Origin of the sequence: Shinella daejeonensis (genome assembly GCF_024281235.1) — a bacterium.
Taxonomy (GTDB): Bacteria; Pseudomonadota; Alphaproteobacteria; order Rhizobiales; family Rhizobiaceae; genus Shinella; species Shinella daejeonensis.
Genome location: NZ_JAHWXY010000012.1, coordinates 1 through 17,755, shown reverse-complemented (window position 1 = coordinate 17,755; position 17,755 = coordinate 1). Strand labels below are relative to the sequence as shown.

The 17,755-nt window shown below is 63.7% G+C and carries 13 protein-coding genes and 1 pseudogene; 3 read left to right on the top strand and 11 right to left on the bottom strand.

Features of this window, described 5'->3' with window-relative positions; translation table 11 throughout:
- Nucleotides 1-146: 146 nt before the first annotated feature.
- On the top strand, nt 147-1,103 hold the full coding sequence (locus KYK29_RS19590) for a sugar-binding transcriptional regulator (protein ID WP_254692587.1): 957 nt from the start codon (nt 147-149) through the stop codon (nt 1,101-1,103).
- A gap of 86 nt (nt 1,104-1,189) precedes the next feature.
- On the opposite strand, the gene xylB is transcribed toward KYK29_RS19590, so the two are convergent.
- The 5 genes from xylB to KYK29_RS19565 all read right to left on the bottom strand — a co-directional run bounded on the left by xylB (nt 1,190) and on the right by KYK29_RS19565 (nt 7,452).
- The gene (gene xylB, locus KYK29_RS19585; RefSeq protein ID WP_254692586.1) at nt 1,190-2,674 is read right to left on the bottom strand and encodes a xylulokinase; all 1,485 of its coding nucleotides are present in this window, start codon (nt 2,672-2,674) and stop codon (nt 1,190-1,192) included.
- 87 nt (nt 2,675-2,761) lie between these two features.
- Nucleotides 2,762-3,733: a sugar-binding transcriptional regulator gene (locus tag KYK29_RS19580; protein ID WP_254692585.1), complete on the bottom strand. Its 972-nt coding sequence runs from the start codon at nt 3,731-3,733 to the stop codon at nt 2,762-2,764.
- A gap of 125 nt (nt 3,734-3,858) precedes the next feature.
- Entirely contained in the window at nt 3,859-4,635 is a 777-nt protein-coding gene (locus tag KYK29_RS19575) for an alpha/beta fold hydrolase (RefSeq protein WP_254692584.1), read from the bottom strand.
- On the bottom strand, nt 4,632-4,871 hold the full coding sequence (locus KYK29_RS19570; RefSeq protein WP_254692583.1) for a biotin/lipoyl-containing protein: 240 nt from the start codon (nt 4,869-4,871) through the stop codon (nt 4,632-4,634). The genes KYK29_RS19575 and KYK29_RS19570 overlap by 4 nt, the downstream gene beginning before the upstream one ends.
- 118 nt (nt 4,872-4,989) lie before the next feature.
- Nucleotides 4,990-7,452, bottom strand: a complete 2,463-nt coding sequence (locus KYK29_RS19565; RefSeq protein ID WP_254692582.1) for an alpha-ketoacid dehydrogenase subunit alpha/beta — start codon at nt 7,450-7,452, stop codon at nt 4,990-4,992.
- 287 nt (nt 7,453-7,739) lie between these two features.
- Here KYK29_RS19565 and KYK29_RS19560 point away from each other — a divergent pair, with 287 nt between their 5' ends.
- Nucleotides 7,740-10,073 carry a methyl-accepting chemotaxis protein gene (locus tag KYK29_RS19560; RefSeq protein ID WP_254692581.1) on the top strand — a complete coding sequence of 778 codons (2,334 nt, stop codon included), beginning with the start codon at nt 7,740-7,742 and terminating at the stop codon, nt 10,071-10,073.
- Here KYK29_RS19560 and KYK29_RS19555 read toward each other — a convergent pair.
- From KYK29_RS19555 to KYK29_RS19530, 6 genes are all read right to left on the bottom strand, one after another.
- A complete protein-coding gene (locus tag KYK29_RS19555) occupies nt 9,971-11,029 on the bottom strand; it encodes an ABC transporter ATP-binding protein (protein ID WP_254692580.1) in 1,059 nt (352 codons plus the stop codon). The genes KYK29_RS19560 and KYK29_RS19555 overlap by 103 nt on opposite strands.
- Complete coding sequence (locus tag KYK29_RS19550; RefSeq protein WP_254692579.1) at nt 11,017-12,711, bottom strand: ABC transporter permease; 1,695 nt, start codon at nt 12,709-12,711, stop codon at nt 11,017-11,019. Before KYK29_RS19550 ends, KYK29_RS19555 begins: the two co-directional genes overlap by 13 nt.
- 17 nt (nt 12,712-12,728) lie before the next feature.
- Nucleotides 12,729-13,706 (bottom strand): ABC transporter substrate-binding protein, encoded by a 978-nt coding sequence (locus KYK29_RS19545; protein ID WP_254692578.1) that lies wholly within the window; start codon nt 13,704-13,706, stop codon nt 12,729-12,731.
- A gap of 355 nt (nt 13,707-14,061) precedes the next feature.
- Nucleotides 14,062-14,841 carry a hypothetical protein gene (locus tag KYK29_RS19540; protein WP_254692577.1) on the bottom strand — a complete coding sequence of 260 codons (780 nt, stop codon included), beginning with the start codon at nt 14,839-14,841 and terminating at the stop codon, nt 14,062-14,064.
- A gap of 42 nt (nt 14,842-14,883) precedes the next feature.
- A complete protein-coding gene (locus KYK29_RS19535; RefSeq protein ID WP_254692576.1) occupies nt 14,884-15,837 on the bottom strand; it encodes a LysR substrate-binding domain-containing protein in 954 nt (317 codons plus the stop codon).
- 47 nt (nt 15,838-15,884) lie between these two features.
- Nucleotides 15,885-16,943 carry a M24 family metallopeptidase gene (locus KYK29_RS19530; RefSeq protein ID WP_254692575.1) on the bottom strand — a complete coding sequence of 353 codons (1,059 nt, stop codon included), beginning with the start codon at nt 16,941-16,943 and terminating at the stop codon, nt 15,885-15,887.
- Between the two features lie 182 nt (nt 16,944-17,125).
- Here KYK29_RS19530 and KYK29_RS19525 point away from each other — a divergent pair.
- A pseudogene (locus KYK29_RS19525) lies at nt 17,126-17,638 on the top strand (LysR family transcriptional regulator); the annotation flags it as partial.
- Nucleotides 17,639-17,755: the final 117 nt, after the last annotated feature.

Sequence of the window (17,755 nt, the reverse complement as noted above, 5' to 3'; positions counted from 1 at the left end):
ATGCGGCGCGCTTGTTCCATCGGGCAAGCCGCGATAGGTTGCCGTGGGGGTTCCACGACATCGACGGCCTGTCTGGCTGCATGTCCCGCCGCCGACGGCCTGTCGCGGCGGCGTGCCGTTCCCGGAAGCCTGTTTTGGAGTATTCGTTGGCCAAGCTCACTCGAAGTAATCCCGGTCTGCTGGACACCAGGTCCCTCCGTATCCGCGCCGCATGGCTCTATTACAACAGGGGGCTGACGCAGAAGGACATCGCGGAGACGCTGGGGATCAGCCGATCCACGATCATCCGCATGCTGGACGAGGCGCAGAAGCGGGGCGAGGTCCAGATCTGGATCAACGAGGCTCCGGACGAATGCACGGAACTCGAACTGCGACTGGAAGAGAAATACGGGCTGGACGAAGCGATCGTCGTGCCGGGGGAAGGAAATGCCGAGGACACCGCGCGCGATGTCGGCGCCGCCCTCGGCAGGTTCCTGTCTGACGTCATCGCCGACAATAGCAGCATCGGCGTCGGTTGGGGCCGGACGCTGAACGCCTCCCTGACCACGTTCAAGCCCGCCATCCGCCAGAACGTGCAGGTGGTGTCGCTGCTCGGCGGCCTGCTGGAAGCCACGCCGATCAATCCCATCGAATATTCCTGGAGGGTCGCAAGCTCGGTCGGCGCGGATTGCCTCCTGCTGCTCGCGCCGCTGGTTGTCGATTCCCATGACACCAAGAAACGGCTGATCGAAAAATGCGGCCTGCAAAAGCTGTTCGAGACCGCGCAGACGCTCGATCTGGCGATCATCAGTTGCGGCGATATCGGCGCCGCCGGCAGTTCGCTGTCGAGGAATTTCCTGTCGAAGGAGGATCAGGCGTCGTTGACCGCCGCAGGTGCGGTTTCCGATGCGCTCTGCCAGTTCCTCGACGAGAACGGCCGGACCGTCGACCATCCGATCCATGATCGTGTCATGTCGGTCGATCTCGATGTCGTCTCGAAGGCGAAGCATATCATCCTCGCCTCGGGCGGAAAGGCCCGCGCCACCGCGATCCGGGCGACCATGCTGCGCACGAAATGCCACACGCTCGTGACGGATGAAGCCGCGGCGCGGGAATTGCTGTAATATATTGTTTTTACAGCATTATCCGACGCCGAGGTAGTCTCGCTTCGGCTGGAGATGCCCTGGCGCCGTTCCGCCGGGACGGGGGCCTATCGCGCGCCGCCGCCCGCTCTCGCGTAAAGGTCGGCCGACGAATACATCTGCCGGAAGACCGCAAGCCTGTCCTGATAGGCCGAAACCAGCCGGCTGTCCGGCTCCACCGTTTCGGTTGGCGGTTCCGTCGCCACGGCGTCGGGATCGGCCTTGTTGAGGCCGATCATTGCCAGTCGCGTCGCGCCCAGCGCCGAGCCGGTCTCGGCCGCGACAACGCGTTTCAGCGGCCGCTGGAAAACCGTCGCGATCAGGCGCGTCCAGTAAAGGCTTTTCGCACCGCCGCCGATCAGGATCGGCGCGCCGATCGTATTGCCGGAATCGAGCAGCACCTGATCGGCGTCGGCAAGCGCGAAGGTGATGCCCTCGATCACCGCCTGAACGAGATCGGTCTTCGAGGTGGCGCGTTCCAGCCCGAAAAAGCCGCCTCGCACGCCGGCGTCGCAATGCGGCGTCCGGTTGCCGTCGAGATACGGCAGGAACATCACCGGGGACGGGCCGGGAGAGGGGGAGGCCGCCTGCCGTTCAAGTTCGCCGAGCGCTTCCGCCGGCGCTTGCCCGCCCGTGACCGCGCAAATCCATTCGAGCGCGCTGCCGCAGTTCAGGAGCGCCGCCATATGATACCAGCGCCCCGGCAGCGAATGGGCGAAATTGTGCACGCTGTCGCTCGACGCGGGGCGGAAACGGTCCTGCATGGTGAGATAGACGGCGCCGGTTCCAAGCGAAAGCATGGAGCGGCCGGCGGCCGCGCAACCGGCCCCGAGCGAACTTGTCGCCGCATCGCCGCCGCCGCAGATCACCGCGATCTTATCCAGTCCGAGTTCGGCCGCCACGGCGGGCCGCAGGTATCCTGCAATCTCGCTGCCGTCCAATACGGGCGCCAGCACCGCCTCATCGATACCGAGGATCGAGCAGACGTCCCGCGACCAGCGCCGTTTCTCCTGATGGAAGAGCTGGGTTCCGCCGGCATCGCAGGCGTCGGTCGCCAGCTCTCCGGTGAGCCAGAGGCGGACGAAATCCTTCGGCAGAAGGATATGGGCGATTTCGGAAAACGCCTTTGCCTCGTTCTCGCGCAGCCATGCAAGCTTTGCCGCGGTGAAGCTCGGCATCGGCCGCACGCCGGTGATCGCCGAGACGTCCGGATGGTCGGCGACCACTTTCCGGCACCACTCGTCCCCGCGAACGTCGTTCCACAGGATCGCCGGACGGATTGCGGCTTTCGTACGGTCGAGCACGACGAGGCTGTGCATCTGTCCCGATAGTCCGATGGCGCGGGCCTTCGAATAGTCGCCGGGCGCGGCCTGGCGGATTTTCGCAAGGGCGCGCTTTGCGGCTTCGATCCAGACAAGCGGGTGTTGCTCGGCCCACCCCTGCTGGAGATGGTTTGTGGCGACCGGGATCGTCGCCGATGCGACAAGGCGTTCCTCGTCGTCGACCAGCAATGCCTTCATCGCCGAAGTCCCCAGATCCAGGCCGATATACATGATGTGTTCCTCCCCGATGGATCGCTTTCCGGGCGATCGGTAATGCGCGTACAGGCGTCACGATCGAGCCGCCCCGCCTGATGCGGCTCAGTCCTCGTCCTGCAAGGTGAGCATGGTGCGGGCGGCGGCCTCGTCGGTGATCAGCGTTGCCGGTTTCAGGCGGCGTATGCCCGCGACGAGCGCCGCAGCGCGGTCCGCGCCTCCCGTTGCAAGCACGATGTGGCGGGCGGTGGACATGACGTCCAGATCGACGGCCATCACGCGCTCGCTTATCGAATTCGCAACGGTCCGCCCCTGCCTGTCCAGGAAATTGCACAAAATATCGCCGACGCAGCCCTGCTTGCGCAGGCTTGCGATTTCCGGTGCGGTGATATGCTCAAGGGCAAGCGAGGTGCCACCGCTATCGACACTGCCGCAACTGACGACCGCCAGGTCCAGTTGCGCGGCGATCGCATCGATCCGGTCGAGGCCGCATTTGTCGAGAAGGCGTCTTTTCGTATCGAGGGAATCGACGATCAGCGGCGACAGGAAAAGCAGGCAGTCGGCACCCATGAGGCTGGAAAGCCGCCAGGAATATTCCACCGGATTGATTTGCGTCGGATTTATCGAGCCGCCCAGCAGCGAGACGACGCTGACACCGTTCCGCCGCATCGGCTGGAAGGTGTCGAGGGACGCGTTGAGGGTTCTGCCCCAGCCGACGCCCACGGTCATTCCGTCCACGACATGTTCGCTCAGAAAGCGCCCGAGTGCTGCGCCCACGGCCTTGTGCGGGCTCATGTTGCGGCCGGCGCTTGGAACGACGATGACCCGACGCAGACCGAAGGCCGCCTGCACCGCCAGGGACAGTTCGGCGCATCCATTGGCGTCGCTGGTGACCCAGACCGTCACCTCGTTGCGCTTTTTCGCCTCGTCGAGAAGGCGGATCGTCGTGGCGCGGCTTATTTCGAGCCGGTCGGCCACCTCGCTCTGGGTCAGGCCATAGACGTGGTAAAGCCAGGCGGCGCGCACGCGAAGGGCGGCCGTGCCGGAGCTTTTCGCGTTGTCGGATCGCGGTCTCACGGCTGCTCCTGCTGCGCGGTGATCGACGCGTGCGACCGAAGGTTTCGAAGGCGCGGCCGGGCCGGAACCACTCGGAAAACAATGGGATGGCGCATGTCTGGTAATCCCGTTTTCACAGCGAGGCGCTAGGCCGGATCGGCGGGCTTCAGGGCGGCGCGGATGATGGCGTTGGTCGCGCGGGCCTGTTCCACATGGGGCATGTGGCCGACGCCTTGCAGAAGATGCAGGCGGTCGCCGAAGATCTCCGCCAGCCGGGGCGAGGGGACGTTGATCGCGTCGGCGTCGCCCCAGACCGCGACGGTCGGAACGCCGGCCGGAATGCCGACGTCGCCGATTTCCGAAAGCCTGTCGCCGATCCGGCGCAGCGCCTCCCGGCGACCCGGCGCATCGAGGAAGCCCAGCACGTATTGAACCATCTGCGGGCCGATCAGCTTCGGGCGGGCGACCAGTTGCTCCAGCAGCGGCCGGGCGTCGTCCGCGGTTTCGAGGGCCGGGAAATTCTCCAGGAAATCGGAACGGGTTTTCCCGCCCACGCCCGCCGGCGCGATGAGGACCAGGGAGGAGACGAGGTCGGGCCGCCGGGCGGCGATTCCGACGGCGACCGCGCCGCCCAGCGAATGGCCGACGATCGTCATCGGGGCCTGAAGCGGGGCGATCGCCGCGATGACGGCCAGCGCCATCGCGGCCGGATCGCCGGAGCCGGCGTCGATCGGCGCGGCGGTGTGCCCGGGCAGTTCGACGGCCCACACCCGATGCGTCCTGAAGAAGTCCGGCGCCGTCGCCGACCAGGCGAACCGGTCGGAGGCAAAGCCGTGGATCAGCAGCAGATCGGGCGCGCCGTCCTCGCCGCCGAGACGATGCAGCGTCGCGCGCCCCGGGTTGCTTTGCGTCGCGTCCGTCATGGCTGTCCGATCGTGGCGAGTGTCGCGCCGACTTCGGCAAGCTCGCCCTCCGGCACATCGATGGATTTCAGGACGCCCGTGGCGGGCGCTTCGATCTCCAGGCTCATTTTCGTGGTGGTGATGACGACGATCAGGTCGCCCTCGGTCACTTCGTCACCTTCGGCCTTCAGCCATTCGGTGACTTCCGCTTCGGTGATTTCATTGCCGAGTTGCGGCATCAGAATTGGTGTCGTCATGGTCTGTTCCTGAAACTGGCGCATTTCCAGCCGAAGCGAGATCGCTTCGGCGTCGGATCATGCGGTGAAGACAATATATTATAGCCATTCCGGTGAGCCGGATTTCACCGGATTGGTTCTAGAGGGAGTTGCGCGCCAGTTCGATATCGTCCCAATCGCGGATGCCGCGGCGGTTGGCTTTCCTCGCGGGATAGAAATCCGATGTGACGATATCGATGATGTCTCCGGCCTGCGGGAAATAGGTGGATTCCATCTCGGCGCCGGGAACGATCCAGTTCGGGGATCCAAGGACACGCGGCGCGGCCTTGAGATGCTCATAGGCGAAGCGCGTCATGTTGGACGATAGCGTCATCGCGAAGCTTCCCCGCTCCGAGGCCTCCGAAACGATCAGGAGATGTCCGGTTTTCTTCACGGACTCGATCACCTTGTCGTAGTTGAAGGGGACAAGCGAGCGGGCGTCGATGATCTCGGCGGAAAGGCCGTGGAGTTCCTGCATTTCGTCGGCGGCCTTGAGGGCGGGGTAAAGCGACGGGCCGATCGTCAGGATCGTCACGTCTTCGCCGGCGCGCTTGACGTCGGGTTCTCCCAGCGGGATGCGGTAATAGTCGGCCGGCACGCCTTCGGCGCGGAACTGTTCGACCGTATCGTAGAGCCGCTGGCTTTCGAAGAAGACCACCGGGTCATCGCTGGAGAGCGCCGAGGCCAGAAGCCCCTTGGCGTCATAGGGCGTTGCCGGATAGACGACCTTGAGGCCCGGGATATGGGCGATCAGCGCCGTCCAGTCCTGGGAGTGCTGCGCGCCGTATTTGCTGCCCACGGAGCAGCGCAGGACGACGGGCATCTTGAGGATGCCGTTCGACATCGAGCGCCATTTCGCCATCTGGTTGAAGATTTCATCGCCGGCGCGGCCGATGAAGTCGCCATACATCAGTTCGACGAGGGCCCTTCCTCCCTCAAGCGCGTAGCCGACGGCGGTGGCGACGATCGCCGCTTCGGAAATCGGCGAATTGAACAGCCGGTCATAGGGCAGGATATCGGAAAGCCCGCGATAGACGCCGAACGCGCCGCCCCACTCCCGGCACTCCTCGCCATAGGCGATCAACGACGGATCGTTGAGCATATGATGGAGGGTGGCCTCGGTCAGGCCGTCGCGCAGGGTGATCGCCCGCATGCCGGAAAGCGGCTCGCCGCTTTCGTTGAGCCCGAACCGCGCCTTGCGTCCAAGCTGCCGCAGGGCGGCGGATTTCCCGACCTCCTGAAGCAGCGGGGCGGGGGTCGAGGGAACCGGGATCTCCTCATTGGAGAACATCAGCTTGCCGATCAGCGTCGGATCGCTGCGCACGTCGACGACCGGCGCGGCCTCGGGGTTTACGGCTGCGCGGGTGACCGCCTCGATGGTCGCCACGACGCGCTCGCGCATCGCCGCGACCTCGTCCTCGTCCATGACGCCCTTTTCGATCAGCAGCCCCTGGAAGCAGAGGATCGGATCGCGCTTTTCCCAAAGCTTCAGCTCGTCTCTGGAGCGATAGACATTGGCGTCCGTCGTGGAATGGCCGGTCGAACGATAGCATTCGACATCGAGCAGGGCAGGGCCCTGGCCGTCCAGCAGCAGGGCGCGTTTCCGCCGGACCGCGTCGGCGACCGCCAGCGGGTTCGATCCGTCGACGGTCTCCGCATGCATCGAGGCGCTGTTGACGGCCGCGCCGATCCGCGACAGCCGGTCCCACCCCATCGTTTCGCCGATGGTCTGGCCGCCCATGGCATAGAAATTGTTGTTGAAGAAGAAGAGGACGGGCAGGCCGCCCTTGCGGGCGTCCGTCCACAGGGTGCTGAATTGCGCCATCGAGGCGAAGTTCATGGCCTCCCAGACCGGGCCGCAACCCGTCGAGCCGTCGCCCGCGTTGGCCACGCAGATGCCGCCCTCGTTCCTGAGCTTCTTGCGCAGTGCCGCGCCGGTCGCGATGCCGGCCGAAGCGCCGACGATCGCATTGTTGGGATAGGCCCCGAACGGCGGGAAGAACGCGTGCATGCTGCCGCCCATGCCGCCGTTGAAGCCGTTGGCCCGCATGAAGATTTCCGCCAGCAGGCCGAACAGCAGGAAATTCTCGGCAAGCTGCTTTCCTTCGCCGCCGATGAATTTCGCCACATCGTCCCGAAGGCTGCCGCCCATATGCCCCTGCATGATCGCTTCGAGCGCCGCCTCGTCGAGTTTCTGGATGGTTGCGAGACCCTTGGCGATGAATTCGCCATGGCTGCGGTGCGAGCCGAAGATGTGGTCGTCCGGCTCCAGGCCGAGCGCGGCGCCGACGGCCGCGCCTTCCTGGCCGATCGACAGGTGTGCCGGTCCTTTGTAGTTGAACGGAATTTCGCGATACGCGCCTGTCGCCTTGAAGGCGCCGAGCATCGATTCGAATTCGCGAATGATGAGCATGTGCCGAAGGATGTCCTTCAGCGCATCGGCCCCGTAGGCCGCCAGTTCGTCCTCGAAAGGCGTGGCATAGGCGTGGAGCCTGACGGTCGCGAACGTGAGTTCGCCCGGTTGGAAAAGCGTGTCGGGATCGACGAGGATTTCTTTGGGCATGGTTTCTCCAGTGCGGAAAAGGTCTCTGCCCTATGTCTCCCGTAGTTTGATACTTTTGTCAATTTGATTAAGCAAAAGATTTACAAATTGAAGGTCCATGAACACGCCTTCAAACCCGGCCGTCAGGGCTCGCGCCGGTCCTCTTCCGCGAATGTGTCACAAGCCTGTCACGAGGCAGCATCATAGTGGCGGCGTCAGAACCGGAGATGCCTTCGGCCGCAGGATGCGCTTTTTGACAGCCGGTGCCGGCATGACCAGTCGTTGCGTCCTTTTCAGTCCGTGTTCCCATGCGTCTTTCCATCAAGCTGTCGCTTGCCGCCCTGTTGCTGGCCGTCATCGCCATTTCCGCCACCAGTATCGCCAGTCTCTATCTGAGCGCCAGCCAGTCGACGGCCACGGCGATGACCAAGCTCGAGACCCTTGCCGATGGCCGGCGCAACGAACTGGCGCAATATCTGCAATCGATCGTCAAGGAAACGCGCGACCTCGCCGGCCAGAAGGTCGTCGCCAATGCGCTTGATGCCTTTTCGGGAGCCTTTGGCGCGATCGAAGGTGACCGGCTGGGCGAATTGCAACGCCGCTATGGCGGCAAGCCCGATCTCAAGTCCGCCGGGATCGACAAGTTCGACCAGTTGCACGGGCGCTACCACGGCTTCTTTCAGCGTCATGCCGAAGCGCAGGGGTTTGAGGACATCCTTCTGATCAATCTCAGCGGGGATATTGTCTATTCGCTGCAAAAGCATGGTGATTTTGCCGCCAATGTGGCGCGTGACGCGGCGCTCGGCGCGACCGGCCTTGCCGGCGTGTTTACCGAAGCCGCGCCCGGGACGGATACGGCGATCGTCTCCTTCGCCGACTTCCGGGCCTATGCGCCGGCCGGACGCGCGGCGGCTTTTCTCGCCGCCCCCGTGGCGTCCGTCGCCGGCAAGATCGGTGTGGTCGTCGTCGCCCTGCCGACGGCGCGCATGACGGAAAAGCTGAACAATCCCGTCGGCCTCGGCGAAACCGGCGAAGCCGTGCTGCTGAATGCCGATGGCTATTTCCTGACCCGTACGGCCCGGGGCGGGGAGGAGGATATCCTCTCCATGCGCATCGCCCCGGCGCTGTCGACGCCCCCGGAAGGCGCCGCCATCGCCCGGGCGACGCTGCCCGATCACCGCGGCCGGGAGGCGAAGCTCGCCGCCGCGAGCTTCGATTTCCTCGGCCAGACCTGGACCGTCGCCGCCGTCATGACGTCGGACGAGATCTTCGCCGGCCTCACGCGTCTCGTTCACTGGACGCTGCTCGTTTCTTTCTGCGTGCTCGTCGTGACCGCCGGGGTCGGATTCCTGTTCGCCGGCCGCCTCTCCCGTCCCATGACCGCGCTCGTCTCGGACATGGGCCGCCTTGCCAGCGGCGATACGACCATCGCCTGTAGCGGCCGCGATCGCCGGGACGAGATCGGCGATATGGCGCGCTCGGTCGTCGTCTTCCGGGATGCGGCGATCGAGAAGGAGCGTCTGCGGGCGGAAGCGGCGGCACTGCGGGAGGATGCGGAGACGGAGCGAACCGCGCGTGAACGTGCCCGGCAGGCCGAGGAGGCGCGGACGGAGGAAGCGGTCCAGTCCCTTGCCGGCGCGCTCCAGCGCCTTGCCGGCGGCGACCTCAGCGGCCGCATCGCCACGCCCTTCATCGCCTCGCTCGACCGCATCCGCTCCGACTACAACGCCTCCGTCGAACGGCTTGCCGAGGCGATGACCATGGTCCATGTCAATACGCATCGCATCCGGGACGACGCCAGCGAGATGCAGGAAGCGCTCTTGCAGCTTTCCGGCCGCACCGAGCGTCAGGCCGTGTCGCTTGGCGAGGCCGCCGGCGCGCTTGCCGAAATGACCCAGGCCGTGCAATCCGCCGCCGAGCGCACGACGATTGCCGAGCGCCTCGCCGCTGACACGAAGAAAAGCTCGGCCGCCTCGGAACAGGTCGTCGACGATGTCGTCGACGCGATCGGCAGGATCGAGACCTCCTCGCGGGAGATCGGCAACATCATCGGCGTCATCGACGACATCGCCTTCCAGACCAATCTTCTCGCGCTCAATGCCGGCGTCGAGGCGGCGCGGGCGGGCGAGGCGGGCAAGGGCTTCGCCGTGGTCGCCCAGGAGGTGCGGGAACTGGCGCAACGCACCGCAAGCGCTGCCCGTGAGGTCAAGGCGCTGATCACCCATTCCGCGGATGAGGTGGCCCGCGGGGCCGGTCTGGTGCGCGAGACCGGCGGCGTGCTGCGCGACATCGCCGGCAAGGTCCATGCGATCGACGCCGAGATCAAGGAGATCGCCCGCGCCGCCCGCGATCAGTCGGTCGGCATCCACGAGATCAACGCGACGATCCGCCAGCTCGATACGGTCACGCAGCAGAATACGGCGATGGTCGAGGAAAGCAGCGCCGTGACGCATCGCCTTTCCGACGAATCGGCGGTCCTTGCGGGACTGGTCGGCCAATTCGACCTGCCACCCGCCGGCCGGGAGCGGGAAGAGGACGATCAGGCGGGCCGCGCCGTATTCTCCGGCGAAAGCCGCCAGGCGGAGGTGATCGTCACAAGGACAATGTCGCCCGGCCTCGGCTCGTCACGGCTGAAGGCCTGAAGGGTCTGACCGTTCGCCAGTTGCAGCGTGACGCTGTAGCGCTCTCCTTCATAAAGCGCTGCCCGGACGCGCGCGGCGCTTCCCTCGCCGCCGAGCCGCACGTCCTCCGGCCGGACGAGGATATCCTCCGTCGCCCGGTTTCCGGGCGGAGGATTTTCCAGCAACTCACGCAGCAGGTCCCATTCGAGGGTCCGGGGCATCTGTTCGGGGACTGCGAGCGAAAGCACCGCGCCGCGGCCGATCAGGCCGCCGACGGTGCGGCCCTCCGGACGGGCGTAGATGGCGCGGGGCGGGGCGACCTGTAGCAGTTTGCCCTGGGACATGACCGCGATATCGGTGGCGAGCGCCATGGCCTCGCGCTGGTCGTGGGTGACATAGATCATCGTTGCGCCGGAACGCCGATGGAATTCGCGGAAGGTTTCCTCCATCTCCTGGCGCAGGTGCCGGTCGAGATTGGCGAGCGGCTCGTCGAGCAGGACGACGTCCGGCCGGGTGACGAGGCAGCGCGCCAGGGCCACCCGCTGGCGCTGGCCGCCGGAAAGCTCGGCGGGACGGCGATCGGCATAGTCGGCAAGGCGCACCGTATCGAGCGCATCGCGGATCCGGCTCTGATAGGTATCCTTCGAAACGCGGCGCACCTTCAGCGGGTAGCCGACATTGTCGGCTACGCTCATATGCTGCCATAGCGCATAGGACTGGAACACCATCGCCATGTTGCGCCGCTCCGGCGGCAGGGACCGGGAGGGATCCGCCAACAGCCGCTCGCCGAGAAGGATCGCGCCGTCGCTCGGCGTTTCGAAGCCGGCGATCATCCGCAGCACGGTCGTCTTGCCGCAGCCCGACGGACCGAGCAGCGCGAGGAAGCCGCCTTCGCGCACATCGAGCGAAAGCCCGCTGACGGCCGGCCGTCCCGTGCCGAAATCCTTGCTGACGTTATTGAGGATCAGCTTCGCCACGGGACCACCCCTGCCGGAAGGTGTTTGGCCATGCCTTCGAGCAGCAGCATCATGATGACGACCATCATGACGACGAGCACGGAAAGCGCGGAGGCGACATCGGAGCTGCCGCTGTCGTCGAGATTGTAGATCACGACGCCGAGCGTCTGTGTGCCGGTGGACCAGAGCAGCGCCGAGACCGTCAGTTCGTTGCAGGCAATGAGGAAGACGAGGATGACGGAGGCGCCCGCCGCCGGGGCGATGAGCGGAACGAGAATGTCCTTCAGGCGCGTGAAGAAGCCGGCGCCGGCCAGCCGCGCGGCTTCTTCGAGCGCGGGATCGAGCTGGCGGTAGGCGCTGACGACCGGCTTCAGGCTGACGGCGAAGAAGCTGGCGAAATAGGCGATCAGGATGATCCAGATCGTCCCGTAGAGTGTGACGTTGAACACCGGCAGGGGAGCCGCGAAGACGAGGATGAATGCGACCGCGACGACGATGCCGGGCAGCGCGTAGGGGATCTCGATGAGGCTCGCCACGAGAGACGCCGCCGCATCGCGCCGGCGCGACAGCACATAGCCGGCAAGCACTGACAGGGCGAGAAGGCCAAGGGCGGTGACCGTGGCGAGGAACAGGGAATTGGCGAAGGCCGTGCGGGTTATCGTCTGGCGCAGCAGGACCTCTTCGAAGGCATGGAAGGACAGGGTCTGGAACGTGAGCGGAACGCCATAGGCGGGCACCAGCGAGCCGGCGAGCAAGGCCAGAAAGGGCGCGACCAGCATGAAGAACAGTAAAACGGCGAGCAGGGGCAGGAAGATGAATTTCCATCCGCCGATGGAAAAGGTGGCACGTGCGCCGGCCTGGCCGGCAATACGGTAGTCGCGCCGGCCGAGTGCGCGCTCCTGCACGGCCAGTCCCACGACCGAAATCAGCGCGATGATGCCGGAGAGCAGCGCCACCTCGCCGAAGGTGCGATCGGTGAAGGCCGAAAACTTGGTGAAGATCAGCGTCGATAGCGTATAGATCGAGGCGGGGATGCCGAGGATCGCCGGAATGCCGAAATTGCCGATGCAGGAGACGAAGGCGATCGCCGCGCCGGCGATCATGCCCGGAAGCGCGAGCGGCAGGACGATATCGCGGAACGTGCGGAAGGGCGAGGCGCCGGAAAGCAGCGCCGCCTCGACGCCGTCACGCGGGACGCTCATCAGCCCGGCCCGCAGGGCGAGATAGACGAGCGGCGCGTGCTGCACGCCGTAAAGCAGGGCGATGCCGCCGGCCGAATAGAGCGGCTGCGGCGAGCCGAGCGGCGGGGCCATGCCGAGCGCCTTGAGCAGCGGGCTCGAGGGGCCGGACATCTGCACCCAGGCAAGGGCGGTCACCTGCGGCGGGATCATCATCGGCAATACGAAGAGAAAGCCGAGCGGCCCCTTGCCGGGAATGTCGGTGAGTGTCAGCACGAAGGCGAAGAATGCGCCGATCGCCACCGAGATCAGCGTTCCCCACAGGGCGGTGACGAGCGTGTAATAGGCCGCCGCCCAAAGCGCCCGGTCGGCGAGGACGGAAATGGCTCCGCCGGCGGCCAGCGCGGAAAGGCCGGTCATCGCAAGCCGGACGAGCGGCAGCACGCTGAGCACGACGACAACGCCGGCGATGAACGGAAACAGCAAGGCCGGCTGGCTGTTTCCCGGTCGAACGTAACCCGACATCGAGACGGCGACCGGCCTCAGTTCGCGCTGAAATAGCCGGAGAACGACGTCAGGTCCGCTTGCGTGTCCTTCAGTGCGGTGGCGGCGTCGAGCGGCAGGACGCGGATGGTTTCGCGCGCCGGAAAGCCTTCCGGCATGGCGATGCCGTTGCGCGCCGGGATATAGCCGAGTTTGACGAAGCCCTGCTGTCCCTCGACCGACAGGACATGGTCGACGAACTTCTGGGCGGCCTCGATGTTCTTCGACGAGGCGAGGATGCCGACCGGCTCGGTGACCGCCGAGACGCCTTCGCTCGGGAAGACGAACTCGACCGGCGCGCCCTTGGCCTTTTCGCGGATCGGCATGTAGTCCACCACCATGCCATAGGCCTTTTCGCCCGCGGCGACGGCCTTCAGGACAGCGCCATTGCCGCCGGCGGCGGTCGCGCCGTTCTCGCCGAGCGCCTTGTAGTAATCCCAGCCGAGGCCTTCGACGCCGGCCAGCGTCTGGGCGTGGATGAGGGCTGCGCCCGAGGTCAGCGGGCTCGGCATGGTGGCGAGGTTCCTGGCTTCCGGTTTTGTCAGGTCCTGCCAGCTTGTCGGCTTCATGCCGGCTGCGGTGTTGTAGACGATGCCGGTGGTGATCAGCTTGGTTGAATAGTAGTAGCCGTCCTTGTCGTAGAGGCTCGCATCGTAGTTGACGGCTTGAGGCGACTTGTAGGCGACGAGCTTGCCGTCCTGCTTGAGGCGTTCGAGCGTCACGGTATCGGCGATCAGCAGCACGTCGGCGACCGGGTTGCCGGCCGCGATCTCGGCCTGGAGCCTGGCCATGATCTTCGGCGTTCCGTCGCGCACCCAATCGACCTTGATGTCGGGATTGGCGGCCATGAAGCCATCCACGGTTGCCTGCGCATCCTCGTTCGGCTGGCTGGTATAGAGCACGAGGTTTGCGGCAAGGGCGGGCATGGCGGAAAAGCTGGCGGCAAGCAGAGCGGCAGCGGAAACAAGAGTTTTCATGGCAGAGCGTCCTTCCGGGAAATTCACCGCTCCCTATCCCCTTCGCTTGACACCGATGTGACACATCTTGTCGCCCGCCGGCGCGTCGGCGGCGGCCGCATACCCCGGACGCGGCTCCGCACCAAGGCTTTCGCCGGCCCGCGCGGCGGTGCACGCGCAGGATCGAAGCACAGGAATTGATAGAGCGGGCCGGTTCCCCGCAAAGGGCTTGCCGAATCGGACTTCACAGCACGAAAGCGATTTTCCATCAGCCTTCGGGATGGCGGTAATCCTTGTTGTAAAAGGACTTAGCTGGTCGGAGTGGAGTGATTCGAACACTCGACCCCCACGTCCCGAACGGGTGCATCAAGCTCTCCTATGTTGTCTTGCCGCCCGATCTAACGATTGAAATAATTGAGCTTTTTTCATAGTAAATTTGCCGGTACATCCGCGACAAGCTGCCGTGCCTCGTCGCCCAGGCCACGAGCCACGAACGCATCGAGCGTGGATGTGCGAAAGACCATCGGGCAGAAGGCGGGCGTTCCCGGCAGGTTGTTCTTGACCCGATGACGTGGTGACGTTGTAGCATCGATGGCCCACTGCCGCGCCGGATCGACGACGAGCGCATAGCTGCCCTGGGTCGCATCGGGCAGGTCCAGCCGCTCATCGAGCAACCATTCATAGAGAAACCAGAGCCGCCGCGCATAGGCTCCGGTCGGGAGGCCTTTACGATTGCGGTGATCGGTTCCGGGCCGGTGGCGTGGAACAGCGTCTTCAAGACGGCGAGATCGAGCTCTTCATACCGCGGGGCAAAGACAAGATGCCCTTCAAGGTCGGCATCCGGCCGGTGGCGCGGCGTATAGAGGTTCCACCCATCGGCCTGGTAGACTTTATGACGTTGGCCGATCGCCGAGAGCGTGATGGGCATCGGCGCGTTCAGATCATAAGCGTCGATGAGTGCCGCATAGCCAACAGGGGTTCCGGCCTCCCGCAGCCAGCGACCGTGAAAAATGGTTACGTCTTGTGAAAAAGGCTTCCTGCCGCTCCGGCTCCACGGAATACGATTCTTGCTTGTGAAAAAAGTTAAAGCGCAACGCAGATAACTCGAAGCGGCGGACTTGCCGCAGGTGGTCAGATGTTCGTTCAGCATATCCACGAAAGCAGAATGCCGTCATCATTGATACTGCAAACGGGTGTTTCAGGCAGACCGAAGCCGGACAGGTTCACACCGTATATCCTGCGAGAGAACCATACGTTGGTTCACAAGCCAATCCCGGACTGCATCTATGTGCCGTGAGTGGCTTTGCTTCTTGGGAAGGGCAACGTGGAAAGATTTTCCGGTGTGAAATGAAAAATCCGTAAGGCGAACCAGTGATCCGGACGCGACAAGCCGGTCGGTCAAATGCGCCCAGCCCAGCGCAATCCCCTGGCCCTCAACAACGGATTGGATGACGGAGACATAGTCATTGATTGTAAGCCCCGAGAGAGGAGAGACAACCTTCACTCCGCCAGCTTTCAACCATTCCAGCCATGTGCATGCCGTTTTGTTCGGATTTGAAAAATGGATAAGCCGATGGGCAAGCAGACTCTCTACGGTATCCGGGGTCCCGAAGCAGTCAATGTAGGCCGTACTACAGATCGGATAGATTTCCTCTGGCGCGATCATGGTCAGGTCATATTGAGGCCAATCGGCTTCGTCACCACGCCGAATACCCAGTGACATTCCTTCAGAAGCCAAGTCTACGTCGCGGTCGCTTGTGTGGATGCAGAGTTCCACATCTGGAAGGTCTTCGTAAAATCGCTGCAATCTTGGAGCCATCCATAGAGATGTAAACGCAACTGAAGCGGAGAGGGTCACCTTTCGACAGTCCGTAGGTTCGGAGTGACGCAATATTGATTTTTGAATATGAGAGAGTCCGATCGACACATCGGTGAAAAACAGGCAACCACGCTGCGTCAGTTCGACACGACGATGACCTCGGACAAAGAGCTTGAAACCGAGTTGGTCTTCCAGCCGCTTTATCGCCAGCGAGACCGCGGTCTGCGACATACCGAGTTCCTGTCCGGCAGCCGTGAAGCTCTGCAGGCGCGCTGCGGCCTCGAAGGCCACCAACTCGCAAGTGGAGGGAATAAGGCGGCGCAGGTTCTTCATAAACGACTGCTCCTCTCAACGGTGCGAAAGACGACGTTTGCGCGCGATCAGAACTCGCGGCCAAGAAGCCTCTCGTCGAATGGATACGAGCTCAGCGGAACCGCGCCGTTCTCGGTGATGCGCACAAGCTGCTCCAGCTTGACGCCCTTGCCGCCGTGTTCACTTCCGATGAAGCTTTCGACGCAGAGGAGCATGTTCTCCTCGATCAAGCCGTCGTAGCCCTTCGTCGGATAATCCTGCCAGTAGGGTATGTATGGATATTCGCCGCCGAGGCCCGCCCCATGGAAGAGCGACATGTAACGGTTCTTCACATATTCCTCCGGCATCTTCCAACTCTTCTCGGAAAGTTCCTTGAAGCTCACGCCTGGCCGGAGCAACGACATGTTGTGATGAATTTGCTCGTATGACATCCGATATGCGGTTCTTTGCTGTCCGCTTGCCCGGCCGTCACCGCATAGAAACGTCCGCGACATGTCTGCGAAATACCCATAGGGGCCGATGAGATCGGTATCCAATGCCACCAGATCGCCGGCCTCGACAGGCCTTTCACTCGTCTCCTGATACCATGGATTCGTGCGGTCGCCTGAGCTCAGGAGCCGGGTCTCGATGTACTCGCCGCCAAGCGCAATGTTGGCGGCGTGCAGCACGGACCATAGCTCGTTTTCCGTTACGCCGGGGCGTAATGCAGCTTCGAGTGCGCCGACGCCCGTCTGGCAGACAGCGATGGCATTGACCATACATTGGATTTCGTCGACGGATTTCCTGCATCGCGCCCGTTCGGCGATGGCTTGGCCATCGACGACGTCGATACCCAGGGCTGTTAGGGCCTGGAAGCCTGCCGGAAGCAGCCTGTCAGCGGCAAGGCGCTTGTTTCCGCCGCCATGGAGACGGACAAGGTCTGCCATCTCTGCTGCCCATGACTTCGCCTTGTCCGCCATGCGGGGGCCAGACGTAAAGTAAAACCAGCTTGTCGCAGGGCGTATTTCGTCGATACAGTCCAAGCCAACGAGAAGATGGTTACAACCCGCAAATTCGAACATGACGACTGGCCCCTCGGTCGCGACGAACACATACCGGGCTGGATTGCGCAGGGTCCAGACCTGCATGTTGCGGCTATCCGTACAGTAGCGGACGTTGATCGGATCGAAAAAACCGCGCCGGCATAGTCGGCAGCTTTCAGTTCGCGACGGATTTGGTCTAATCGATAACGGCGGAGCCGCTGGAGGTCCGGAGATTCCCTTTCCGGCGTTTCGCTGGGACCTGCCTTCGTTGCGGGGTCTGTGTCTGGATGGTGCAAGGCCGGTCTCCGTGCTTGATGACAGTGGGAGCCAACGCTAAACCCCGAGCGGGTTTGGAAAAAATCAGTTATCGTGATGAGGGAACAGGTCCGCTTATGCTGACAGAGCGCGGCATTACAATTCAGGAAATGCGTGCATTCGTGCTCGTTGCAAACCTTCAAAGCTTTACGCGTGCTGCCGAGGTGCTGCTGTTGACACAACCCGGCCTCTCGATGGCGATCCGTCAGTTGGAAGGCAAACTGGGCGCACCACTTTTCGACCGTGCTCGCAAGGCAGTCCAGCTTTCATCGGTGGGCGCGGCGTTGCTACCGTCGGCGGAGCGGTTGGTTGAGAACTTTGAACGCACGGTCGCGGGAATGGTGGAGGTCAGCGAAGGCAAGACCGGCCTCGTAACAATCGCTTGCCCGGAGGGTGTTGCTGCGCAAGTGATCGCTCCCGCGCTGAAAAGCTTCATCAACGCCTATCCCGGTGTGGCGGTAAGCGTGTTCGACGGCGATGCCACGAGTGTCGAGCGGATGATGCATGCGCATATCGCCGATGTCGGTCTCATGAACCGCCCCGGCTTTGCCGGAGACCCCAACTCGTGAGAAGTAGGGTCTATGACAAGCAAGACGACGAAC

Excerpts from the sequence above, each read along its gene's own strand:
- xylB (WP_254692586.1), bottom strand. The coding sequence starts at position 2,674 with ATGTATATCGGCCTGGATCTGGGGACTTCGGCGATGAAGGCATTGCTG.
- KYK29_RS19575 (WP_254692584.1), bottom strand. The coding sequence starts at position 4,635 with ATGACGGACGCGACGCAAAGCAACCCGGGGCGCGCGACGCTGCATCGT.
- KYK29_RS19570 (WP_254692583.1), bottom strand. The coding sequence starts at position 4,871 with ATGACGACACCAATTCTGATGCCGCAACTCGGCAATGAAATCACCGAA.
- KYK29_RS19565 (WP_254692582.1), bottom strand. The coding sequence starts at position 7,452 with ATGCCCAAAGAAATCCTCGTCGATCCCGACACGCTTTTCCAACCGGGC.
- KYK29_RS19560 (WP_254692581.1), top strand. The coding sequence starts at position 7,740 with ATGCGTCTTTCCATCAAGCTGTCGCTTGCCGCCCTGTTGCTGGCCGTC.
- KYK29_RS19550 (WP_254692579.1), bottom strand. The coding sequence starts at position 12,711 with ATGTCGGGTTACGTTCGACCGGGAAACAGCCAGCCGGCCTTGCTGTTT.
- KYK29_RS19545 (WP_254692578.1), bottom strand. The coding sequence starts at position 13,706 with ATGAAAACTCTTGTTTCCGCTGCCGCTCTGCTTGCCGCCAGCTTTTCC.
- KYK29_RS19535 (WP_254692576.1), bottom strand. The coding sequence starts at position 15,837 with ATGAAGAACCTGCGCCGCCTTATTCCCTCCACTTGCGAGTTGGTGGCC.
- KYK29_RS19530 (WP_254692575.1), bottom strand. The coding sequence starts at position 16,943 with ATGCAGGTCTGGACCCTGCGCAATCCAGCCCGGTATGTGTTCGTCGCG.